Raw genomic sequence first — 24,011 nt, 5'->3', positions numbered from 1 at the left:
AATTAAAAATAGATGAAGCATATTTTAGTAAGAATGATATTTGTATTGTTGATTTTTTCTAGCTGTAATGATAGCAAATCAAAAAGTGATGCAAATCAAAACGAAGATATTAGAGCCGTTAGATACAAAAGCATTTTTCTATCGGGCGGTAAACAAATAAAAACCTATTCTGGCACCACACAATCTGCATCAGAATCTCGATTATCCTTCAGAACAGGTGGTCTAATTACTGAGTTGAAAACTGATGTCGGTAAAAAAGTAAAGAAAGGGCAATTACTCGCGAAATTAGATGTCACTGATGCTCAGTTAAACTACGAAAAGGCAGCAGCTTCTGAACGAAGTGCAAAGATTCAATTGGAAACCAGTAAGTCTAATTTAGACAGAGTAAAACAACTATATCTAGCCAATAGTACATCCCTTAGTGAGTATGAAAATGAAAAAAACAACTATGCAAGTGCCTTGTCTAATTACGAATCATCAAGAAAGTCTCTGAATTTACAGGCATCCCAGTTCAGTTATGCTAAAATTATTGCACCAGCAGATGGGGTTATTTCTGAAGTAAATTTTAAGCTCAATGAATATGCCCAAGCTGGAAATACAGTATTTGTATTCAATGCAGAGAATAGTGAGATAGAGGCTAATATTGGTGTTCCTGAAAAACAGATAGCAAATGTCACGTCAGGTCAAACAGTAAAAGTCAGTATTGGTGAAACAGAAATAATGGGAGAAGTTACTGGTGTAAGTTATTCAACATCAAGTTCTGCAACATACCCAGTAATCATAAACCTTGGAGCTGATGATAGCTTAAGACCAGGTATGCCTTGTAGAGCGACGTTTGAGTTTAATTATGGTACAGGACAACCACAACTAGTAGCGCCAATTAAATCAATAAGCGAAAACACCAATGGAACCTATGCTTTTGTATTAGTAAAAAATGATTCTTCAAGTCATTACACCGTGGAAAGACGTGATGTAGAAATAGGGCCTATAAACGATGAAGGGTTTATTATCATTTCAGGCTTAAACGAAGGAGAAAAAGTAGCAACTGCGGGCATTAGTTCACTTGTTAATGGAATGAAAGTAACACTACTAGATGAATAAAAGTAACCTAACATACATCGCACTAAAAAACAATCAAGTTGTTTATTTGGTAATGGCAGTAATTATAGGTCTTGGTTTGAGTGCATATTTTAGCTTGCCGCAAGACAGTATGCCACCATATACTGTCAGAAACGCATCAGTTGTTACAAATTATTCAGGCGCAAGCCCTGAACGAATAGAGCAATTAATTACCATTCCTATTGAGGAAGTTATTCAAGAAATTCCAGAGGTAAAAACCATAACAAGTACATCAAGAACTGGTGTTTCAATTATTAGTGTTTCGCTATATGATTTTGTAAAAAAAGAGCAGTTACAACCTATTTGGGACAAATTACGTCGAAAAATCGAGGCAATTGAAAATGGATTTCCAGGTGAAGCTTCCAGTCCAGATGTACAAGATGATGATATTGGTGTGTCTTACGGGATTTTTGTAGGGCTAAAAAATGATGGCTTTGCATATAATGAGCTTGAAGATTATGCAGACCATGTGAGGCAAGAGATTATAAGACTTCAAGATGCCGCAAAGGTAGAAATTGCGGGTATTATTAATCAACGTATTTATATTGATTATAATGATGAAGAATTAGCAAATTATGGTCTCTCAGGGCAACTATTACAAAACTATATAGCGTCTACAAATATCATAATACCAGCTGGTGAAGTAGCTCTAGAAAATGAACGCATAATTTTAGAACCTAGTGGTAACTTAGAATCTGTAGATCAACTAAAAAATTTATTGATAACTATTAATGGAAGTTCTATTCCTCTTAATGAAATTGCCAATGTTCGAAGAGACTATGTGACGCCAAGAGAAAGTATTGTAAAAATAGATGGTAAAGAAGCTATGGCTATTTATGTATCTATGAAAGATGGTGCAAATATTACAAGGTTGGGTGCCGAAATAGATAAGCTTATTCCCCAATTAAACAGCAAATTGCCATTAGGTATAGAAGCAATACGAATAGCGTCACAAGATTATGAGGTCTACAAAAGTGTGGATAGTTTTGTAAGCAATGTAATACAGAGTATCCTTATTGTACTTATTGTAGTTATTCTGTTTTTAGGCTATAGAGCTGGTTTTCTTGTTGCTAGTATAATACCCTCAGTAATAATAATGAGTTTCCTGTTTATGAGTTATGCAGGAACAGGACTCAATCAAGTCTCTTTGGCTGGTTTTATTATTGCTCTTGGACTTCTTGTAGACAATGGGATTGTAGTTGTTGAAAGTATTCTAGAACGCATAGAAGAAGGAGAAAGTAAATTCAATGCTTCTGTCAATACTTGTAAAGAATTTTTAGTTCCATTATTAATTTCTTCTCTAACAACATCAGCGGCGTTTTTATCTTTCTACTTAGCCGAATCCGTTTTAGGAGAGACAATGGGTAACCTTTTTGTGGTGGTAAGTATAGCACTATTGTCTTCTTGGGTAATAGCTTTTACTTTAATACCACTTTTAAGTCAGTGGATTCTATCAGACAAAAAGAAAGAAAAGGAAAAGTCAAATACTACGGTGTTTGCTAAAATTACACCGTATTATAGCAAGTTGATTAGCTACACATTAAAAAAACCATTACTAGCACTAGCATCTGTACTTATTTTATTCTTAATATCACTTTATGGCTTTACTAAAATTCCTTTTGAGTTTATGCCAAATAGCGAAAGAAATCTGATTACACTGGAGCTGGACTTACCATTGGGAACTAAAATTGAAGTTACCGAATCTACTATTGGAAAGTTAGAATCCTACATAACCAATAATCTGCAGAATGATTCAAAGGACAGTATAGGTATTTTAGATTGGTCCACATATATTGGGGTAGGTCCAAATTCTTTTGACCAAGGCTATACACCAGGCGAGCAAAATTCGTCCTATGCCTATATGATTATTAATACCACAAAATATGCTGCGAATCAACCAATGATTGATGCATTAGAAAGTTATGTAAAGAAAAACATATTGGATGGTTCAGTAACTGTAACGGAACTAGTTATGGGAGGTGGTGCTTCAGTTCCAGTTCAAGTGAGGTTAAAAGGCAATGATGCGTCTGTAATTAATAAGGCGGCTATTGAAGTAAAAAAGAAATTATTAACAATAGAAGGAACGAAGAACATAAGTGATGATTGGGGACCAAGAATAAAAAAGTTTTTTGTAGATATTAACCCGGTTAACTTGGCCGAAGCAGGTCTTACTAATCAAGATGTAGCACTTTCTTTAAATACGTTACTATCAGGTATGAATGTTGGAGATTTTAGAGAAGATGACCTAACGATACCTATTGTCTTAAGAAGCAGAACAGTAAATGAAATTAAATATAGAGACTTAGAATCGATAAATGTGTACTCTCAAAGTACTGGTAATAGCGTGCCCCTAAGTCAAGTAGCCGATATTGATTTAAAATGGCAATATCCAAAAATTAAAAGGAGAGATTTAGCACTCAATTTAACAATAGATTGTTTTATAGATAGTGATATTACAGCCAAAGATGTTACAGATATATTAAAGCCTTGGCTTGATGAAAAAAGTGAAGAATGGGGCAATGCAGTAGCTTTTGAGTTTGGTGGTGAGTCTGAATCTAGTGGTGATGCTATGGGAGCAGTAATTGTGAATTTGCCAATCTCTTTATTTATTATGGTTATTCTTCTAATGATTCAATTCAACTCATTGAAGAAAACCTTTATTATTCTGTCGACTATTCCATTTGTTTTAATAGGTCTGGTAGCAGGTTTATTACTAACAAATTCTTTTTTCAGTTTTACAGCATTCTTAGCTATTATATCCTTAGCTGGTATTGTAATTAATGATGCCATTGTGCTTATTGATAAGACCAGGCAACAGATGGAAGCAAATCCAGATGAACCCATTAAAGCATTAATCGATGCTGCTAAAAGCAGACTACAACCTATTTTACTTACCACATTTACGACATCTTTTGGTATGATTCCATTATGGATAGGTGGAGGTGTGATGTGGCGACCAATGGCAATAAGTATCATTTTCGGCCTCTTTTTCGCAACGGTGATTCTATTAATTTATGTACCTGCTTTATATAAAATAATGTATAAACTAAAATAATATGATAGTATCACAAGCTGATAGATTTGTCAATATTAGAGTGTTAAGACTAATTAACCAAATTGGTGAAAAATTATAATTCTCCAATGTGTTGTAGGAATTTATAGTCAAATGCTCTGGTTCAACTTTATGAAAATTTAAAATACTAAATATTATACTAAACGATATGTCTAAAAAAACAGCTAATAGAATTTACTACACTGCCAAATCTTTATTGTCAATATTAATGTTATTATCTGCAGGAATGTATATAATATTTCCACAAGCTGAAACTTTTGTTAAATTGGGTTATCCAACTTACATAATATATCCGTTAGCCATTGCGAAAATTCTAGGTGTTAGTGCTATATGGCTAAAACAATTAAAATCTTTTAAACAGTGGGCATATGCAGGCTTTTTTTATGATATGGTTCTTGCATTTGCAGCACATATATATGTAAAAGATGGCGAGTGGCCACCAGCACTTGCTGGATTAGTATTTGTTATTGTAGCAGTTATATACGAGAAAAAAGTTGAAAATTAATCATTTAGACTAATGATTGGTAGCTATCTCTTAATCAAGATAAATTTTAACGAAAGTAGAGTTTCGAGAAACTAATTACTACACTACAAAAATAAATAATACTTAAAAATTCCATGAAAAACCATTGAATAAGATATTTCTTTAACAGTGGATCAATCAAATCATTATTACCATAATATTAAAACAACATTGTTTTGACTTAACATTATTAGGTTAGATTTTGTCTAAGAAGAAAGATTTGTTAATTTGTATTTAAAAGAAACTACATCGTTTGTGCTTATTTGACTTAAAAATTGCAATACGGTGTACAGCTAAATATTAGCAAGGTAAATTATTGATAATCAAGGTGGTATATTTTTTATTTTAGGACTGTCATCCCGACCAACCGCCATTCTGGCAATATCAAAACCTTGCTAATCGTATGATTTCCAGGGTTTTTCATTTTTTCTGCAATCATATGATATCGTTCACTTCATTATTTGAATTTTGGAAGTTCATTAATAATTTTTCTAAGAAAATTATTTGCGTCGTCACAAGAAGTATTTGCAGGTATGAGTTAATTCAATTTTGATTAAGTTTATATTGAATAAAATAATCCTAACAAGATGGATTTTTTTTAAAAGTTTTTTATTTTCTCAGTGGTAAGCGTTCTGCTGACCTCCATCTCCTGTTTTAACAATTCTTGAAGTGACTCGAATAGAAAATCCGCCAAGATTTTCGTAGGTGTACCTATGCTAGCAATAAACTATACACGTTGTTGTAAAAAGTTATTTATTCTGTTTTAAATTCCGGACTTCCAATTTGTTCAAAACAGTCAGAATTTGGTTTTTCCGTAGGGTTATTGAAAAATTCATTTGCTAAGATCATTGCACATGGGTTACCCCAATTGGTTGTTGGGGTATGTTTCCATCCTTTAAAAACGAAATGATAGCTATTTACGAGGTTATTACTCATTGAATTTGCCCATTTAGGTGGAGTCAAATTATCATATTCTCCATTTATAAGTAAAACAGGAATATCACTTTTGACCGCTAAATCTTCAATTTCCGATACTTTTTGAACACCCCAAATTTTACATATCTCTTCTTCAAAAGTTTCAGAAGATAACCCCTTAACTTCTGGGTATTTTGTAGTTTCAGTTTTAATAATGCTTTGAGAACTAAATGGATATTCTTCTGCACACCAAACAGAAAGCCGCATGCCCAATCCAGAACCATAATTTGATTCTTGAAATAGATATGAAAGTTGTTCTTTTACCAAAGTTAAATCATCACTGAGCAGTTTATTTATTTCATAAGGTATATTTACGATATCCTCAGTAGAAGCTATAGTGAAAACCCCTATTAAATCTGCACCTGTTAGATTAAAGGTTTCAATTTTCCCATTGTTTGGATTATCTATTTTGACCTCCAGAGGTTTTTCTGTCTTTTCTTTTAGATAATTATAAAACCTAGTTTTTATTTTTGGAAAAGCATTATTGCACCCTTCATTTGCCTCACAATCAGAAAGCAATTTATCAACTGTTTCCAATAAGTTTTTCACACTTTCTTCATCATAGTTTGACTCTAATGGAAGTGGTGAATCCATTACTATACTTCTAATTTTTTTAGGGTAATCCCGCATCAAAACTTGAGCTATTTTGGTGCTGTAGGATATGGTAAGTAGGTTGTATTTTTCAATTTCTAAAATATTGACCAAATCATTTATATCGGCTGCTATTTCATTCGTATTATATCCATCAAAATCGATACCTTTTTTAGCAAGTCTATTTCTACAATCTTTAGTTGCTTTCGCAACTAGAACATCATATTCCGTTTCATCGAAATCTGGCAGATTGGATCTAAACGTCGCTTTTGCCAATTCAGGACAGTCCAAATGCGGTTTTGCGTAATAGTTGCCGCGTTGTTCTATAAGTATAAAATCTCTGTCATCTAAGTATTTGTAGTACTCCATATATTGAGCACTTGGCATAGTGGTTTCCCCAGGCCCTCCAACGGTATAAATAATAGGGTCTTTCTTTGGGCTTTTACTGCGACTTTTGAAAATATAAACTGGAATCTTAATCGTTTGGCTATTTGAGTCTTGTCTATTTTCCGGTACTTCTAGGTAACCAAATGTATATTTCTGTTTCTTATTTATTTTATGGGTTGTTTTCTTAGAAATGGTAAAGGTTGTATTAAACGAACCTTTGACATTCTCTTGTATCGATTGACAATTTATTATTAGAGGAGCAAATGCCATTAATAGAAAGTATGCTATTTTCTTTGTCATAATTTTTTTTGATTTTAGACAAACCTATGCTTTGGCAAATAAAAAATGGTTTCAAATGGCAAATTGAAACCTATTTAGTGGGTTAAAATGGTGTCATTATGAAAATTGACACCTTACTTTTTAATCTTTAATTCGCTTGGTGAAATACCGAATTGCTTTTTAACTGCACGGTTAAATGAAGATTTTGAATTAAAACCTGCGTCCATAGCTAAACTGAGTAAAGTATATTTTGAATTATTGGAGTTTTGCAAAAGTGATTGCACTTCTTTTACTCTGTATTCATTTACAAAATCATTAAATCTTTTGTTATAAATTTCACTGAGGCTTTTTGAAATGAGGTATGGTTTAATATTTAGTTGTTCTGCAACACTTTTTAGAGAAAGCTCTTGGTCTTTAAATAACTTGTCGTTCTCCATTGCGTTTTCAAGCTTTTTAGAAATATCCTTAAGTCGTTCTAAATCGTCAGGATTAATAATAGTCTTGATAGTAAGCTCTGGGTCGTTTCGTCTGGAAAAACCTTCTAGTCCTATCCAATATGTTATAACAGCAATCCCTATAAAAAATGGATAGTAGTAAAATCGTGTAAAGTAAAAATAAGATCCATCGTTAATGGATTTATAAATCACTAGGTCAACTAAAAGAACAAAAAGTACCAAGGAAAAGTAGACCAAAAATGATTTTATAATGCGTTTAATCCAAGCCAATTTAGTTATATCGATTTCAAACCTTTCATCTACTGAATTCAATAGCTTTTGAGATTTAAAGGCATACGCAATAATTAAAATACTTGCCACTATGTAAATGGTTGAATTGTTCATCCATACCACATAGCCATAATAGCCTAACCACGACAAACTTTCTTTTGTGCCATCCCAATATAAATTCTGTAGTCTCACAAAAACACTACAGAATATTTGAATGACTAAAGGAAGAAAATGCACCCAATCTTTACTTGAAAACTTATAATTAGATTGTGTTTGTGCTTTTGTGTAAAAGTAGATAAGTGCACCATAGACCCAACTTATGTCTATCATTATATAATACCAACTATCATAATATCCTAAACCAAATAGCCGCATTATTTGAATAGAAAGTCGGTAAGAGAGTAAAAGAAGAATTACTGCTAATATTCTATTTGCCAACCGATTATATTTATTCGATTTAAGTAGGATGAATCCATAAATTAATCCTTGAATTGAGCCAATAGCCAGTAGAAGTATGATTACAATCGTTCCTAAGTCCATTGTCCTTGCTATCCTGAGTATTTTGTCATTTTGTAGTTGCCATTTAAATGTCTGGTATAATTGCTTACAGTCTTGCTTATGATAAGTAGCGAGTTTATCTGTGTTACATTTGGGAAATTAAAATACAAAATAAAAAAGAATAGCGACTTGGATTAAGGTTCAAATCGCTATTAATTATACACGTTGTTGGCAATAGTTTAATTATGATTTTTTATTTCTCATTCTCTTTTTTAAATCTAGTTCCAATAGCGGTTCCATAGACTAAACCCACGCCAGCTCCTAAAGACAAACCAATTTCAATATTATTTGACAAGATGCCAATACAAAGTCCGATTCCTGCGCCAAAAAGGACGCCTAATGCCATTTTCTTATTTTTCATGTTATATGTTTTTAAAAATTGTTAAATGTCATTAAAAATTCTGTGCAATGGAATGGTTCCATATCCCAGTAGCAGCCGTTTGTTTTGCGTAGGTTTCAAAATCTTTTGCAGGTCTACCTAAAACTTTGGTAATATCATTTGAAACTTCTTGGTTATCTGGATTTCCTAATACTTCTTGGAACAAATACCCAAAGAGCCACACATAAGAATCTGGTAATCCTGCTTTTCGCATACCATCTTTAAATTCCTCTATCGTAATAGGTATAAATTGAATGTGTTTATCAGAAGCTTCAGCCATAATTTCTACGACTTCTTTAAAGGTTCTTTTTTGAGGTCCAGTAACTGTAATTGTTTGTCCATTATATGAATCATCGATTAGCACTTTAGATACAACATCGGCAATATCATCGGCGTCAACAAATGGAATTTCCGCCTCCGGCATAGGTAGTGCAACCACTCCATCTAATACAAAATCTAAGAATGCACCTTCGCTAAAATTTTGATTAAACCATGAGGCTCTAACTAAGGTGTAATTTAAACCTGAATTAGCTACGATATCCTCACAAGCTTCAGCTTCAGTCTCACCTTTACCAGAAAGTAATACTACTTTTTCTAAACCAGCTTCTAATGCTTTTTTAGTAAGTGTTGTAATGGCATCTCTAGAACCAGGAACCGCCAAATCTGGATAGTATACAATGTAGGCTCTATCCATATCTTTTAAAGCTGCGTCATAAGTTTCAGGATTTTCCCAATCAAATGCTGGATTTGTTTTTCGTCCAACAACTCTTACGTTGTGACCTAATTGTGTTAAATTTTTTGCAACTCGGCGACCCGTTTTTCCAGTCCCTCCGATAATTAAAATGTTCTCTGTTTTCATGTTTTCTGTTTTTAAAGTTTATAATTATTATAGGATTGAATTGAGAATTAAGTGTTGTTTGAAAAGTTGAACCTTTTGAGTCAGCTCTTCTTTTAATTCTGTGTTTGAAATATCATTATCTGAGAAATTATCAAAGAAACTAGGCAAGGAATAGTCTGCAACGACATTAGCCCCTAAAAATGGAAAATAGCTAACCGCTGCTTTTAAAACAGTAGCTCCACCGCGACCACCAGGTGAGGTTGCCATTAAGAAGGTGGGCTTATCTCGCCATACTTTTACATTAGCACGAGACAACCAGTCTAAGGTGTTTTTAAATACTGCTGTGTAGGTTCCGTTATGTTCTGCCAATGCTATTATAAATCCATCAGCGTTATCCAATAATTCATTGAGTTTTTTTACGGCTGTTGGTATGCCATTTTCAATTTCATAATCGACTCCATACATTGGTAGGACATAATCGTTTAGGTCGATTGAAATGATTTCCACATGTTCTAATAAGTTGGAAGTATATAACAACAAACTTTTGTTGATAGATTTCTGACTATTACTTCCTGCGATTGTGATTATTTTTTTCATGATTTATTTTTTTAAATTAATTGTACGTTTTTACGATTGTTAATAATCTATCCTTCAAATACCTGAAGCTTTTTGATCCTATTTTCTATTAATAAGTAGTAGTAGTCCTTTTACGATTTATTTTGAGATACCAATACAAAGTTGTTGTTATTATAAACTCGAGACCAATGAACCAAAATCCGAAATCGAGGAAGAAATCAGAATATGTTCCTCCATAGGGAAGTATAGTAAAGGGCACTGTGATGAGTGCGTCTAAAATTCCGGATATGATGAAGAATATCAATCCTACTTTAAACCCATGAGCACGATTATCCTTTACGTAGTATAATCTTGCCCCAAACCAAACCAAGGGAATTATTACTATTGATAACCATATATTGGCTTGTTGTTCTGCATTTTCGAGAAGTTGTACATAGTAGGACGATGCGTATAAGCATACTCCGATTATCCAAATTATAATCCCTACAGCTATGATTCTAAATTGTTTCATGATTGTTATTTTATAAATTTATTGTTCGTTTTTTGATTGATGAGTTGTCTTATTTTGAATACAGCATTCCAATAATTAAGAGCATAAAAGCACTAAATGATGAGAGTGTTCTTATAGTATGCAATAGGTTCCATGGTTTCTCAAATTTATCTCGAAGCTCTTGCAATTCTATTTTAGAGAGTGCTTCCAGATTCGATTTATCCAATAATTCGTTTAAAGGCACATTTCCAAAAATGGTTACCAAACCTATTCCTATAAAAAATAGTATTGCTGCAATCAGAAATAGCCAAAAGCTAGTGTTGTTTCCCTTAAATAAATAAGTATTAAGAAAGAGTAGTAGAACCGGGCCAAAAAATACAATCATAAATTTGCCATTAATGATTGCTCTATTCATGGCTTGGAAAGCTTTAAGGAAGCTTAGGTTATCAAGTCGTCCAATTCCTGGTGTTACAGCATTAGACCAAGTAAAACATAGTCCTGCCGTTAAACCAGTAAATACTAAGCCTAGTATTAACACGATAAATTTTAATTTAAATTCCATTGGTTGAAGTTTTAGTGGATGATATCCAGGTTAATAAATCTTGATATTCTTTAGAAGTGAGCTTTATTTTTTTGCTTTTAGGCATGCGTTTCTTTACAAAGACTTGCGTGTAAATATCATCAGCCCAGGTATTCATATTTTCTGTTGTGAATACACATTTTTTGTTGCGTTTACGATGACAAACGTTACACTTATGGTCCAAAATTTGAAAAGCGTCTGGCTTTGACTCTTTTATTCCATTGCTTGAAACATATACCTCAGTCAATTTATTAGACTCACGAATCGACTGATAATTATTTGTTGAATTAACTAGAAGTGCTATACTAATTCCGATTAAAAATTTTACTAGTGTAACCATCATTAAATTGTATTAATTAATTTGATGATACAAAGGTGCAAAGTGTTCAAAAGGAATTTTTGACACTTAAAGACAACGTTTTGACATTTTACGCCAAAAGGCTAATTTTAGTTAGATTTTCTAAATTCGGAAGGTGTTTGGTTAGTCCATTTCTTAAAAGCACGATTGAATGCACTTTGCTCGGAAAAACCTGTTAAGAAGGCAATTTCGCCTACGCTTTGCGTAGTATTGAAAAGCATATCTTTTGCAATAGATTCTTGCGTTTTTTTAATTAAGTCACGATAGGTTGCGCCAGTTTCAGAAAGTCTTCTTGTTAGTGTTCGGTTGCTCATAGCCGTAAGGTCAGCAATATGATGAATACTAGGAATACCCGTCGGTAGCGAGTCTTTTATCAGGGATTCAACGTCGCGCACAAATTTTGAGCCTGGGATTTTGATACCATTAGTTTTTTCATCCACTTGTTGTAGTAGATAACTATTAATACTGGCATCTGCTTTGGCTGTTCTTAAATTAAGGTCTTTTGTTTTATAGCTTATCGCATATTGAGGTTGGTTAAATAAGATGGAACAATTAAATGCTTTGTGAAAGCTGGATAAGTCATTTGGTGCACTGTGCTTAAAACTGACTTGAGTTGGTGCTATTTTCTGCTCAGACATAGCTTGCAATACTACAACCGTAGCAGAAAGACTAGCTTCTGTGGATAATTCCATGCCTCTTCTAAGTGCTTCCCTATGAAGAATAACATGAGAGACATCACCTTTTTTTTGAATTTGCCATACAAAAGTGTTGGATAATAGTTTAAAAAAACGTTCACTCCGCTCAAAAATTTCGCCTACCCTTGAGCAGGTACGCCAAGATAAACCTAACACGCCATAATCTTCAATAATCATTTGCTGTCCAACACGTACACCAAAACCAGGACCTAATCTATCATCAAGTAATTCGTGTGCGGTTAAAAACTCCTCAGCAGAAATAACCTCTAATTTTTTAGCTTCCTCCAAAGAAGTTGTCCAATCTGCAAAATCTTCATGATTCATGCCTTCTGCTATAGCGCAGTTAAGCATTTTTACATAAAGATTTGCAGAGAAGTATTTCATTTTTTTACAAGCATATTATTTTAGATTCTCTGTTTCTTTTAATTATTGCCAACGGTCTTGTATATGAAAAGTAGCGGGTTTTATGCACTAATTTTCAGTTTGGTAATGACCTTTAAATTATTCATTTTGTTTCGTTTAAGCGATTAAACCGCTAATATTTTTATACAATGTTGTACGCTGGCCTTTTTCAAGTCTTTTTTAGACGGATTGCTTTTTGAAAATGACATTTTTAATTCGTCCGTTCTCTAAATTTAACCCTTGTACATCTCCATTTTCATCTCTAATAACTATAATTTTGTATGAGCTCATCATTCTAAGAAAGTCTTTTGTAATGAGTTTTCCATCTCGTTTTCTTCCATTTTTGATAATGTTGTAATTAGCATCTTTGACGTGTTCAATTACAATCTCTGTATCGGTTTCTTCATTGAAATAGGTTCCGTTTAAGCTCGTATCATAACCATTTTCTATTTCTTCAGTTGGTAATTTATGATAAACGCCTGGTTTTTGAGAAGCTAAATATAAAGTGAATTTTTGTTGCTCTTTCCCAATATTCGAAAAGTTCATTTTAAGCTTATCGTTCGTCTCATAATGAAACAAGCTTTGTTTTTCTTTTATCATTTTTACTGGCTCTCGTTGATAAATCTCTCGAAATAAAGAACCATCTTTTTCACTTATCTTTATTATCGTCCCATCAACGTTTTGATAATTACCTACAACACTTTTGAAATTTTTCAGTATTTCCGTTTTCTTGGGAACTGATGGGTATTTATCATTATTTATGTCTAATTCAAAAACAATATCTGTCAATTGTTGTGCTAAATAGTTTGTAGGTACGTTGCCATTATTTGACATTATGACTATCGATAGGTTTTTATCTGCGAATCTAAAAAATGTCGCATTATATGCTCCAGTACTACCATCGTGATATGTGTAGTTTAAGCCTTCATAATTTCCAAACATTAATCCGTATCCGTAGTCGTCAAAATCTACATTTCCTATAGTCGATTGACTTTGGTCGATCATTGAAGTTGATAGGTATTTCCCATTATTTTGTTGAATAGTTTGCTCCCATTTTAATTGGTCTTCCAAAGTTGTGAATAAACCACCATCTCCATTCAATTCTGTTACTATTGGATATTCTCGCCAACCATTCCAATTACCGTAAGGTCTTGCCTTATTTGGAATTATGGCCATATAATTGGTGAGAAATGATGAATTTTTCATTCCTAATTCTGTAAACAATGAATTAGAAAAATCTTTGAATTTAATGCCGGTAACTTTTTCAACGATTTCTGTAAGAAGTATATAGTTAGAGTTGCTGTATAGATACTCTTTTCCTGGCTCAAAATTCAAGTCTGTTTGAGATTGTAAAAGTTCGATTGCATCATCGTTATCTATAAAAAGTTCATACCAATCTTTACCTTTCAATGCCCATAAACCGTAAACATCTCTAATTCCACTTGTATGTGTCAATAGATTTGATACAGTAATTTTGTATCCAATTTCTTTATATAATTCGGGTAAATATTTTCTGATATCATCATCTAAGGCTAATTTGTCCTGCTCAATTAGTCTCAATATGCACAAAGCGGTAAATTGTTTGGCATTTGAGGCTATATTGAAACTTGTATTTTTGTCTATTTTTATTTCGTGTTCAAGGTTTGAATAACCAATATACTTTTCGAATACAGTTGCTCCATCCTTTACAATTCCGACTGCCATTCCTGGTGAAATCCCATCGATATATTTCTCAATCTGACTGTCGAGCCTGTCAATTATTGGATTTTCCAATTCTTGGGAATATGCATTTATTCCAAGAAATAAGAATGTTATTATAAATGTTTGTTTCATTATAGAATATTTGTTTTGGCTTGAATACAACGGTCTCGGCTATGATTTTGTAGCCAAGGAACTAAAGTTAGCAAAAAGGGACTGAGTTTTGGAAATCCGTTAGGATTTCCTGATTAGCCTTTAAATGGCTAGCTATAAATTATAGCCATTGTTACCCATAGGCTTTTTCGGTTTTATTTCAGTTGGAAATGTATATGGTCATCGTGTCGAACTGCCTGACAGCCGTGAAACCTGACTTTTCTGTTCATTAAATTCAGGCGTTTTTTTAAATGTGGTTCAATAAATAGTTTTCCCGTACTATTTTGACGTAAAATCAAATTAGCCAATGTACGGGTTCCGTTCTCAGAAAATTCGATACCCTTGTTAATCGTTCCTAAAGTCAAATATTTAGGGAAATCGTACTGCCAATTGCCGCGTTGTTTGCAAACAGCATTTTGGTCATATTCATTTGCGTTTGGTTTTTCGTAAACTCCATATCCGCTTATCGATGGTTTTTTATTGGTTAATTGTCCGTTTGACTCTTCGTAAATCAGTGATACATCTACTTTTTTTCCGTCATTATGGCTCAAATGGGGAAGAAGCGGAAACTTGTCAATAAATGGAAAGTTAGCGTCTAGGTAAGTCATTTTTATTCCGGTGTTACTTTTCTCAAATTCAGTAGCAATTTGGTTGAGCGATTTGTTCAGCTCAGGACGGACGTAATTCCTATTCATTAGCTTATAGAAAAACGAATGTGCTTTTAAAAATTCAGTTTCTTTTATTTTCTCTCGTCCAAAAATCGGTGCGACATTAGGAACGATTAAAAATGTTGTTAGCAAATATAGAACTGCGAAAATCTTAATCCTTTTCAACCGTTTCTTAACCAACAAAATTGCAATCAAATATATTACTCCACCTATTTGAGTGACAACAGTCAAAAAAACAATAATTATTATGTGAAATAGTATTTTCAATGGTTGGTTCAGCTTATGGGTAACGGTCTCGGCTTTGATTTTGTAGCCGAAGAACTAAAGTTAGCAAAAAGGGACTGAGTTTTGGAAATCCGTAAGGATTTCCTGAGTAGTCTTTAACCAGCCTAGCTATAAATTATAGCCGTTGTTGTAACCAGTTTTTAATAATTCCATACATCTTTTATGTATCCATTTTCAAAATATTCAATGGACTGACCTTTTAATTTATCATTTGAATAATTCCATTCCATTTTCTTCTTACCGCTCTTAAAATATTCTATTGTAAGCCCATTTCTTTGGCCATTTTCATAACTAAAATCATACTTCTTCTCACCTGTTTTGAAGTATCCTGTGCCGCCAATTACAATATCGTCTCTAAATTCCCATATTATTTCTTTTTCGCCACTTTCATAATATCTATTGGAAATTCCATTTCTTTTTCCATTATTGAAACTATAATCTTCAAGAAGTACTCCACTTTTAAAATAAGACTTGCCATCGACGAGTTGTCCGTTCAAATAATTCCACTCGGAATATGTCCCATCTTCATGATATTCTTTAGAAATCCTATTTTGGGAATTTTCAGAAGATAATTTTCTATTCGATGAACAAGAAACAATTATTAAGATAAGGGTCAATGCTAAAATTCTAATCATAAATTATAATTGGTTACAACTACAGCGCTAAACGTAGTGCTGTGATTTCTACGGAAATATAGCAAAATCCTTTAAACAATGCTGCGTGAATCGGGCTTCCGTATAATCACGCTGCATTGTTCGCCAAGTAGTCCGCTAAAAGCGGACGTATCCTTGTTGGATTTTGTGGTATTGGGAGTATAAATTACAGTACCAAATTACTTTTAGCACGCCGTTCTTGTCAGTTTTGGCTCGACGCCCACCTAGAGGTGATTTTAAGTTAAGGTGCTTGATGTAATTTGGTTTAGCGCTGTAGTTCGAGTCGATTCTTTAAGATGAGTTGCAACGTAGTTGCGCAGATTAAAGTTCACCGTAGGTGAATTGACTCGAACGGTCTCGGCTATGATTTTGTAGCCGAAGAACTAAAGTTAGCAAAAAGGGATTGAGTTTAGGAAATCCGTTAGGATTTCCTGAATAGCCTTTAACCAACCTAGCTATGAATTATAGCCGTTGTTGGCTACAGTTATTTTTCGATTATATATTTCGAGAATACATTTGCGTAATGGTCATCAAAACTCAATTTTGTAATGTCTTCAAAATTATGCGTTGTATTTTTTTTGTCTAAAATTCCATTAGCATTAAAATACCTTATCGAAATGGACTTTTTATTCACTCGTTTTAGTTGTCCAATACAAAAATAGTTTAGTTTCGGATGCTCACATTCTGATATAATTGTCAATTCCGTTGCTTTTATATCATTCGCAATAGTATTCCAGCTAGTTAAGTCCACCTTGTGTTTTGATGTAATTATCTTTTTTAATCCTTCTTCTTTTAAAATCCGTTCGTATGTTTTGTCGTTTTTGTTGTATCGAACGTGTTTAATTGTTTTTATAGGGATTATTTGATAACCTAGAATTCTGAATTCGTCTGTTTCTTGAAGTAAAATAAAATCAGATGATTTGTCAAGAATAAATCCTGTTGTAATTCCTTCAAATCCTTCTTTTTTTCTCGTCAGTCTAACATAAAGATTTGCAGCTAAATGCTTTTCCAACTTTTCTATTACTTTTTCTCTTTTCACGATTCAGTTTTAATTGTAGCCGAAGAACTAAAGTTAGCAAAAAGGGACTGAGTTTTGGAAATCCGTTAGGATTTCCTGAGTAGCCTTTAAATGGCTAGCTATAAATTATAGCCATTGTTGGCAACTGTATTTTTTATATTAAACATAGTTTGATAGTAAACTCCAAGTACTATCGCCAGTCTGTTTTCAAATTCCTTTAAATCGGTTTCATTTGTGTAAGATAAATTTTTCAATGCAAGCCTTGGACTTAAGCGATATTTGGAATTTGCAAGTAAAAAGCGTCTAATTCCATCCCAATCTCTGGTGTTTTTGGATAGACAAGTAGAAAACTCAGAATTTAGTTTTACCCTTATAAGGTTCATGGAATCAACATCAAACAATGTTTTTTCAAGTTCCATGTTTCTATCTGTGCGTTCAGATACTTCCCATAGATTTAAATTTCTAATTTTCAATTCCAACGAATCTTGAAAAAAATCAAGTGGCAACTTTTTAGATGCCCAGTCAGATAGAAATTGAAAATATGCAGCTTCTTTTGAAAGATTTTTATATTGTTCTTCTAATTTCAAATCGAACGATTCAACAGCGTTTACCAGAATTTCCCTGTGTTCCTTATCAATACATTTTTTTGAAGAGGAATCGAATCCTGTTTTGCAAGAACAAAGAATAAAAAATAATAAGAATATTAGTTTCCTCATATTGTTGCCAACGGTTTGAATATGAGTATTAGCTGACGATAGGAAGCTATTACTTATATTTTTTGTTGTAGCCAGTTATTTCTTATTATCGCTTATTTCAATCGCTTTTCTGTATGTTTCATCTCTGTTTTGGGTAAGATTCCTTGGTAAAAAATCCTCTCTGGGCAAGCCATTCACATGGTACATTTTCTCGGTCGGTATGGAATAGCCTAATTTTGTGTTTGGCATTTTAAATATATAAATGGCCCCGATTAGACCTGCCATTTTGGTGCCAACAATATCGGCTCTTTTCATTGCGTCAAAGCCGATAGCCAGTCCTTCTCCCATACTGCCAGTCCAATGACCAACCATTACTATTAAATTACCTTCGTAGGCTTTTCCTCTTGGGCTTGCAAGTTCAATCCATTTTCTAACTGTCTGATAAGGTTTTTCATTGAATAAATGTATTTGATAAGGAAGTTCTTGGTTTATAAATCTACCCATAATTCCTCTTGCTACCATTGTATTACCACCACTTGGTGTTTCTGTTAGGTCTAATATAATTGTCTTTAACTGAAGTAAACTGTCCAGTGCCTTGTCAAATTTTGATATCAATTCAGAATTACCAAGAGAATTATTAATTTTAATATATCCTATATCTTCACTGATTTTTCGTAATTCCAATAGTTTATCATACTTCTTAAAAGCAATTTTATTTGGAAAAAAATCAAGCACTTTGTTATTTTGAAATACGGTTATTTTTCGTTCTCCTTTCCTTCCACCAGCCAAAAGCATATTTAATGCATATTGGTACATTTGTTTATTGTATATATTTTTACTTTTTGGTAAAAATTTTAAGATTGCATTTTCAATTTCTTGGTCATTGAATTTCAAAATTTCACTTCCTCTTTTAAGACCAGATAATTCGGCTGGAAAATCTTTTCTCAAATCAGAAATAAAATATTTTCCACCAATTTTTTCGGCATATATATCTGCTCCCGTTGGGATAATTTTATTTGAAGATGAAATATTTGTGTTCAGTGAGATATGACCATTATAAAATTCGTTAATTACGATTTCCATAAAAGATATAAACTCATCTTTACTCTTTATAGATTTTGCCTGATTTAGGTAGTGGTTTCTAATGTTTTCTATGTCGACGTTTTGCTCTTCCAAATAGCCGAAGTACTCTTTGTAATCGTCCAGAAACTTATTGAAATCAGTTTCATAAACCGATTGAGAACTTGATAAAAATGGAATCAAGAATAGAATTAATATAATTTTTCTCATTTTTTGGATAAGGGTTTAGTTTTCACTCTTGAAAGTATATCTGATTTGATTGGTCACAAAACGATGTCTTTTCAATAAGATTTTTTTCTAAGTTATTTTTTAAACCAGTTCTTTTTACTTTCCAATAATCATCATAAACAGACCTGTAACAAATTTCAATAGTTATTTTATCAGCCCTTTCATAAATATATTGCATAAGGTCTTTATTGTTTGACCAGTCAACTAAGTTAAAATTTTCATTTGGTGAAATTATTCTGTTGAATAGAATGTCATTACCATGTCCAATTGATATAGAATCGGGCACTTTAATTAACTTATAAAAATCATTCCAATTATTGAAAGCATTTCCATCATATGTAATAATTGTTTGTTCGATTACAGCGGGACCAGTTCCTCTATTAACTATTTGAAAATTGAATTTTTTTAACCCATCTGTTTGTATATTTCTCATCATACCAATACTTAAACTTGGCCAAGCATTTGATTTTGATTGCTCTATTAAAATTTTGGTTTGTTCATTCATAATAGAAGCTTGTTTCATTGATACGAACAATGCTCCAAAACTTGCAATTAATACACCAATTGCTATTGCGAGGTTTGCGTCAATTTTTAGTTTTGATTTTTTCTTATTCATTTTAGTTTTAATTGGCTACAACGGTCTCGGCTATGATTTTGTAGCCGAAGAACTAAAGTTAGTAAAAAGGGACTGAGTTTTGGAAATCCGTTAGGATTTCCTGAGTGGCCTTTAAATGGCTAGCTATGAATTATAGCCATTGTTGTGCAACGTTTTTTATATTCAGTTTGCAATTCCGATTTCTGTAAATAATTCGCGAGCTTTAACTAACTCAAATTGGTCTTTAAAATTTCCCAAATTCCTTTTCTTTCCGTTTTTTAATTTCAGCGCAAACCTTTTCTTTCCAAATACAGTTTTTTCTTCAAGTCCCTTTATTTCTTCGATTGAAATTTTTTCCGATGTTGACATTTTAATTATAAACATGACAAGTATAATCAATGAAAGAAGTCCTAATCCAATCCAGAAATATTCAATAAATCCATATTCGTTTGTGTTTTTTCCAAATATTCGTATTAGAGCATTGGTCAAGTTGAGTATCATTAGGATTTTTATAAAAAGATATTGATTTTTCAATCCGTCTTTTATTTGAATTGTTTTTTCTGTTTCGATATATTCAATTTTCATTCCACGATATTTTGGTCAAATGTTGCACAACGGTCTCGGCTATGATTCTGTAGCGGATAGTCAGTTTTGCGCCAAAGGCCCGCGCCAAGAATAACCGCAAAGTAGCTGGCGCGTTTGGATGGCGAGCAAAAGTGCCGAGCTACATATTCGCCAGACCGGTTTTGTTTTTATTTAAAAGTAAGAAAAGTTATTCTTTGTAGAAGGAAAGCTATAGATTATAGCCATTGTTGCCATTAGTTTTTATCAGCTATCCTATCATCAGGTCAATATATCTTGTAAAACAAAACGTGCCTACAAGATAGCTAAAATGAAAAATCGGTCGAATATTTTTATTAGTTTTTCTAAAATCAATTTGAAAAAGTTCGGTAATCAAAACTCCGATTGAAATTACTAAAAACCAAACTGTTATCAGCGGAAAAGTAAATCCGCCACCATTTATCATCAGCATTGGAATTACATAAATCAAATCGTGAAGCAAGCCACAAATCAGAAATGTAACAATCAAAGAAATCCAATGGGGAAATAAACTGCGCATCGGTTTATAAATAAAGTAAAGAAGATAATATCCAAAACCTGGGTTCCAATATTTCCAAAATGAGCGTAATGAAGATGCTAAAAATGGTTTCATAAACATATTCCCTACAATCGAAGATATCTTATTCGCACCAGTTCGATATTGGATATATTCTTCTACCGTCATATTTTATTTAGTTCACAATATTTTTTTCAAATTAATGGCAACGGTCTCGGCTATGATTTCGTAGCGGCGATTCCCAACGGGAATTGTCGGACTGAAATCCAGCCGTATTAAAAGTAATTATTTTTAAGCTAGCAGAATGCAGCTATGAATTATAGCCATTGTTACCTGCAGATGTTTTTCTCCGCAGTTATATATTCCGTACTATTATATATTTTATTCAGTTCAGTATTCAATTCCACTCTCACTTTTTTCCAGTTCCGAGTAGCCTTTTTAGATTTCCGTTTACCCTTTCCGATTTTCAGTTCAACTTTGTTGTCAGTCGGTTTTATTTCACGAAATATTTGGTCAAAACAGAATGGCAATTCGATAAAAACTGTTTTGTCTTTTGGTATTATCAAGCAAAAATTTCCGTCAAAATCCGTTGTTGTTCCGGTTTCAGTTCCTTTAATCATAACTGTTTGTCCAGGAAGTGGTTGTCCGTTTTCCTCAACTAAATTTCCAGTCAGATTCCGAAATTCAAATTCCGATTCTGAACTTTGTGAAAAAGTCAGATTAATAGTCAGAATTAGTAATATGAGTACGGTTTTTCGCATTTGCAGGTAACGGTCTCGGCTATGATTTTGTAGCCGAAGAACTAAAGTTAGCAAAAAGGGACTGAGTTTTGGAAATCCGTTAGGATTTCCTGAGTAGCCTTTAAATGGCTAGCTATAAATTATAGCCATTGTTAGCTATAGTATTTTTTAATTTTCAATAAAATGAATGAACAAAAAGGTAAGTCATTTGACTTTTTGTATTTGTCCATAAGTAATATTCACTAAATGATTTTCTTTCGATAAAGTCCATCTTATAATAGACTTGTTCCGTATTCTTGTCAGGTAATTCTAGCCATTTTGGATTATTAACACTCTTTTTAATTTCTCCCTTTATTTTGGTAAACTCAGAAGTGTTATATAGAGCAATTCCTAATGGTTGGTCATGTTTAATAATTTTTTCCATTACTGTTGGGTCAAAAGTAAACGCCATCCAGTGCACATCAGTGTCATACAGTCCCCAATTTTTCAATTTTATTTTCTCAACCGATTTTGGTGGCTCAAATCCAAAGTTGTCTTGGAAAGAAGAAATAAGTTTTTCTCTATTTTCAGATTCGTACGAGCCTCCGCAACTTGCGAATAAAGTAAACAAGGTTAAAATTCCAATTAGGCTTATTTTTTTCCTATTCTGCGTCATCAATATTATAGCTAACGGTTTCGGCTACGATTTTGTAGCCAAAGAACTAAAGTTAGCAAAAAGGGATTGAGTTTTGGAAATCCGTTAGGATTTCCTGAGTAGCCTTTAAGCAGATCAGCTATAAATTATAGCCGTTGTTAGCAAACGTTATTTTATTCACGTTTTGTAATTCTGGTTATTTTTCCGTCCGAATTTGTTTTGAATATGAAAATGTCTTTTGATTCTTGAAGTTCCTTTATTCCACTAAACAGGCTGTTTTTAGGTCTTTCTAGTCCCCATGATGGAGCAAGAGTTAATTTCCTAATCCTCAAATCCTGATTATTAATGTTATTTTTTTCGTCAATTTCAATTAAGTCCACTTCCGCGATTAATTCTCCGTCTAATTCGTATACATTTTTCAAAAGTCCATAAAATTCAGAATCCACAATTTTAGTGTCCTTAGATTGTTTTTTTTCTTCTTTATTCAAACAGGATTGGAGAAGAAATAATGAAATGGTAAGCAGGACGATTTTTTTCAATGATTAAGATGTTTGCTAACGGTCTCGTATAACCGTCAGTTACGGGTTAATATGCGTTATTTTCGGTTTAGCACTGACTTTTGCAATTCCTAGTGGATTCGGACGTAGTCGAATCCGCCGTAATTGCGGTTATACATTGTTGTAAAACGTTTTTTATTTTCCATTTTCTCGATAATTGGGATTCGACATAAATTCTCCAACTATTTCTCCTTTTTCATCCACTTTCCAAGCTCCTTTTATAAATTCGGGTGGAACTTCTTGTTTTCCCTCAAATTCTTTATCCAAAACGTAAACCCAACCATTCGGATTATTTTTGGCTTCTTTAATCAGTTCTGGATTATTCTTATTCATATTGGCTTAATTCAAATAAGAGATGATTTTTCATATCCACAGCAGAAACGTGAACAGTATTAAAATCCGAATTTGGAAATCCTGCTAATTCCACGTTTTCTTTTTCCAAATCAGTTAGCCATTCCATAAAGTCGTGAATATCATATTCAACAACTTTATAGTTTTTCCAATCGTCAGTTAGAAATAATTCCGCAAATTCTTTTTCAGGCCAAACAGGAATAACACTCAAATCATTTGAGCCTATCATAACATATTTATCTTCATCATCAGAAATAAGATATATGGTTTCAAAGTCAGCTACTTTTCTCAATAGATATCCATATCTTTCTTTTGAGTCAAGTCCAAAAACGTTATTTATTTTCTGTTGGTTCATTCAAATGTTTTACAACGGTCTCGGCTATGATTTTGTAGCCGAAGAACTAAAGTTAGCAAAAAGGGACTGAGTTTAGGAAATCCGTCAGGATTTCCTGAGTAGTCTTTAACCAGCCTAGCTATAAATTATAGCCATTGTTGGCAATAGTTAGTTTTTATATTTATTTACTCGTCCTATATTCAGCTTCCAAACCTTGTCATTGTTATAAAAATTAGTATCAATGTTAGTATTCCAATTATGCTAGTAAATCGTCCTACTTTTTTTGATTTTGTCCAACCCGATAAAGCAATCATAGCAGAAAGGGAAATAAGCCCAATCATAAATGTCAACATTCCCACAATTCGGGCAATTTGAAAGTCATTCAATGAAACATTTTTAATATATCCTCCAGGTGTTGTAGTCATTACAATATTTACCATTGCAAAAACACTCACAAGAAAACATCCAGCTGATAAAGTCGCTGATTTCAAAATTCGATTGTTCAGTTTATCACTTTTGTCAGAAACCAATAAATTCGCCACTACAGTAATTGAAAATCCACTTAATAAGGAAGTAATCAGTAGTGTTTGCTTTCCAAGTTCATTCCAATATTCTAATGTAATTTCCATTTAAAATTTTGTTCGTTCTAATTATTGC

Annotated in this window: 27 protein-coding genes; 3 read left to right on the top strand and 24 right to left on the bottom strand. The window is 32.9% G+C overall.

Features of this window, described 5'->3' with window-relative positions:
* Window positions 1–12 precede the first annotated feature (12 nt).
* The 3 genes from RM542_RS12750 (at window position 13) to RM542_RS12740 (ending at window position 4,697) form a co-directional block, all read left to right on the top strand.
* On the top strand, window positions 13–1,101 hold the full coding sequence (locus RM542_RS12750) for an efflux RND transporter periplasmic adaptor subunit (RefSeq protein ID WP_311386134.1): 1,089 nt from the start codon (window positions 13–15) through the stop codon (window positions 1,099–1,101).
* The gene (locus RM542_RS12745) at window positions 1,094–4,174 is read left to right on the top strand and encodes an efflux RND transporter permease subunit (protein WP_311386133.1); all 3,081 of its coding nucleotides are present in this window, start codon (window positions 1,094–1,096) and stop codon (window positions 4,172–4,174) included. The genes RM542_RS12750 and RM542_RS12745 overlap by 8 nt, the downstream gene beginning before the upstream one ends.
* 166 nt (window positions 4,175–4,340) lie before the next feature.
* On the top strand, window positions 4,341–4,697 hold the full coding sequence (locus RM542_RS12740) for a DoxX family protein (protein WP_311386132.1): 357 nt from the start codon (window positions 4,341–4,343) through the stop codon (window positions 4,695–4,697).
* A gap of 771 nt (window positions 4,698–5,468) precedes the next feature.
* Here RM542_RS12740 and RM542_RS12735 read toward each other — a convergent pair.
* The 24 genes from RM542_RS12735 to RM542_RS12620 all read right to left on the bottom strand — a co-directional run bounded on the left by RM542_RS12735 (window position 5,469) and on the right by RM542_RS12620 (window position 23,983).
* Window positions 5,469–6,968, bottom strand: coding sequence for an alpha/beta fold hydrolase (locus RM542_RS12735; RefSeq protein WP_311386131.1), 1,500 nt, complete (start codon window positions 6,966–6,968; stop codon window positions 5,469–5,471).
* Window positions 6,969–7,081: 113 nt separating this feature from the next.
* Window positions 7,082–8,212 (bottom strand): helix-turn-helix transcriptional regulator, encoded by a 1,131-nt coding sequence (locus RM542_RS12730; protein ID WP_311386130.1) that lies wholly within the window; start codon window positions 8,210–8,212, stop codon window positions 7,082–7,084.
* Window positions 8,213–8,423: 211 nt separating this feature from the next.
* Window positions 8,424–8,591, bottom strand: coding sequence for a hypothetical protein (locus RM542_RS12725; protein WP_311386129.1), 168 nt, complete (start codon window positions 8,589–8,591; stop codon window positions 8,424–8,426).
* A gap of 31 nt (window positions 8,592–8,622) precedes the next feature.
* Entirely contained in the window at window positions 8,623–9,468 is an 846-nt protein-coding gene (locus tag RM542_RS12720) for an NmrA family NAD(P)-binding protein (protein ID WP_311386128.1), read from the bottom strand.
* A gap of 27 nt (window positions 9,469–9,495) precedes the next feature.
* The gene (locus tag RM542_RS12715; RefSeq protein WP_311386127.1) at window positions 9,496–10,044 is read right to left on the bottom strand and encodes an NADPH-dependent FMN reductase; all 549 of its coding nucleotides are present in this window, start codon (window positions 10,042–10,044) and stop codon (window positions 9,496–9,498) included.
* Between the two features lie 88 nt (window positions 10,045–10,132).
* Window positions 10,133–10,534, bottom strand: a complete 402-nt coding sequence (locus RM542_RS12710) for a DUF5367 family protein (RefSeq protein ID WP_311386126.1) — start codon at window positions 10,532–10,534, stop codon at window positions 10,133–10,135.
* A gap of 49 nt (window positions 10,535–10,583) precedes the next feature.
* Complete coding sequence (locus RM542_RS12705; RefSeq protein ID WP_311386125.1) at window positions 10,584–11,075, bottom strand: DUF1772 domain-containing protein; 492 nt, start codon at window positions 11,073–11,075, stop codon at window positions 10,584–10,586.
* Window positions 11,065–11,436, bottom strand: coding sequence for a hypothetical protein (locus RM542_RS12700; RefSeq protein WP_311386124.1), 372 nt, complete (start codon window positions 11,434–11,436; stop codon window positions 11,065–11,067). Before RM542_RS12700 ends, RM542_RS12705 begins: the two co-directional genes overlap by 11 nt.
* A gap of 104 nt (window positions 11,437–11,540) precedes the next feature.
* Entirely contained in the window at window positions 11,541–12,530 is a 990-nt protein-coding gene (locus RM542_RS12695) for an AraC family transcriptional regulator ligand-binding domain-containing protein (protein ID WP_311386123.1), read from the bottom strand.
* 198 nt (window positions 12,531–12,728) lie between these two features.
* Complete coding sequence (locus tag RM542_RS12690) at window positions 12,729–14,381, bottom strand: serine hydrolase domain-containing protein (RefSeq protein ID WP_311386122.1); 1,653 nt, start codon at window positions 14,379–14,381, stop codon at window positions 12,729–12,731.
* Window positions 14,382–14,554: 173 nt separating this feature from the next.
* Window positions 14,555–15,232, bottom strand: a complete 678-nt coding sequence (locus tag RM542_RS12685) for a hypothetical protein (RefSeq protein WP_311386121.1) — start codon at window positions 15,230–15,232, stop codon at window positions 14,555–14,557.
* A 260-nt stretch (window positions 15,233–15,492) separates the two neighbouring features.
* On the bottom strand, window positions 15,493–15,987 hold the full coding sequence (locus RM542_RS12680) for a hypothetical protein (protein WP_311386120.1): 495 nt from the start codon (window positions 15,985–15,987) through the stop codon (window positions 15,493–15,495).
* Between the two features lie 502 nt (window positions 15,988–16,489).
* Window positions 16,490–17,044, bottom strand: coding sequence for a hypothetical protein (locus RM542_RS12675; RefSeq protein ID WP_311386119.1), 555 nt, complete (start codon window positions 17,042–17,044; stop codon window positions 16,490–16,492).
* Between the two features lie 98 nt (window positions 17,045–17,142).
* The gene (locus tag RM542_RS12670; protein WP_311386118.1) at window positions 17,143–17,610 is read right to left on the bottom strand and encodes a hypothetical protein; all 468 of its coding nucleotides are present in this window, start codon (window positions 17,608–17,610) and stop codon (window positions 17,143–17,145) included.
* A gap of 204 nt (window positions 17,611–17,814) precedes the next feature.
* Entirely contained in the window at window positions 17,815–19,008 is a 1,194-nt protein-coding gene (locus tag RM542_RS12665; protein WP_311386117.1) for a S41 family peptidase, read from the bottom strand.
* 22 nt (window positions 19,009–19,030) lie between these two features.
* Complete coding sequence (locus RM542_RS12660) at window positions 19,031–19,642, bottom strand: hypothetical protein (RefSeq protein ID WP_311386116.1); 612 nt, start codon at window positions 19,640–19,642, stop codon at window positions 19,031–19,033.
* Between the two features lie 162 nt (window positions 19,643–19,804).
* Window positions 19,805–20,206 carry a hypothetical protein gene (locus RM542_RS12655; protein WP_311386115.1) on the bottom strand — a complete coding sequence of 134 codons (402 nt, stop codon included), beginning with the start codon at window positions 20,204–20,206 and terminating at the stop codon, window positions 19,805–19,807.
* A gap of 247 nt (window positions 20,207–20,453) precedes the next feature.
* Window positions 20,454–20,906 (bottom strand): MBOAT family O-acyltransferase, encoded by a 453-nt coding sequence (locus RM542_RS12650; protein ID WP_311386114.1) that lies wholly within the window; start codon window positions 20,904–20,906, stop codon window positions 20,454–20,456.
* 161 nt (window positions 20,907–21,067) lie between these two features.
* Window positions 21,068–21,499, bottom strand: coding sequence for a carboxypeptidase-like regulatory domain-containing protein (locus RM542_RS12645; RefSeq protein ID WP_311386113.1), 432 nt, complete (start codon window positions 21,497–21,499; stop codon window positions 21,068–21,070).
* Between the two features lie 154 nt (window positions 21,500–21,653).
* A complete protein-coding gene (locus RM542_RS12640; protein ID WP_311386112.1) occupies window positions 21,654–22,133 on the bottom strand; it encodes a hypothetical protein in 480 nt (159 codons plus the stop codon).
* A gap of 152 nt (window positions 22,134–22,285) precedes the next feature.
* The gene (locus RM542_RS12635) at window positions 22,286–22,600 is read right to left on the bottom strand and encodes a hypothetical protein (RefSeq protein ID WP_311386111.1); all 315 of its coding nucleotides are present in this window, start codon (window positions 22,598–22,600) and stop codon (window positions 22,286–22,288) included.
* Window positions 22,601–22,804: 204 nt separating this feature from the next.
* Window positions 22,805–23,002 carry a hypothetical protein gene (locus RM542_RS12630; RefSeq protein WP_311386110.1) on the bottom strand — a complete coding sequence of 66 codons (198 nt, stop codon included), beginning with the start codon at window positions 23,000–23,002 and terminating at the stop codon, window positions 22,805–22,807.
* Entirely contained in the window at window positions 22,995–23,375 is a 381-nt protein-coding gene (locus RM542_RS12625) for a DUF2750 domain-containing protein (protein ID WP_311386109.1), read from the bottom strand. Before RM542_RS12625 ends, RM542_RS12630 begins: the two co-directional genes overlap by 8 nt.
* A gap of 179 nt (window positions 23,376–23,554) precedes the next feature.
* Window positions 23,555–23,983, bottom strand: coding sequence for a hypothetical protein (locus RM542_RS12620; protein WP_311386108.1), 429 nt, complete (start codon window positions 23,981–23,983; stop codon window positions 23,555–23,557).
* Between the last annotated feature and the right edge of the window lie 28 nt (window positions 23,984–24,011).

The sequence above is a fragment of the Croceitalea sp. P059 genome (assembly GCF_031846365.1).
Taxonomy (GTDB): Bacteria; Bacteroidota; Bacteroidia; order Flavobacteriales; family Flavobacteriaceae; genus Croceitalea; species Croceitalea vernalis.
The sequence above is the reverse complement of the archived record's forward strand: the minus strand, read 5'-3'. Positions and strand labels throughout refer to the sequence as shown.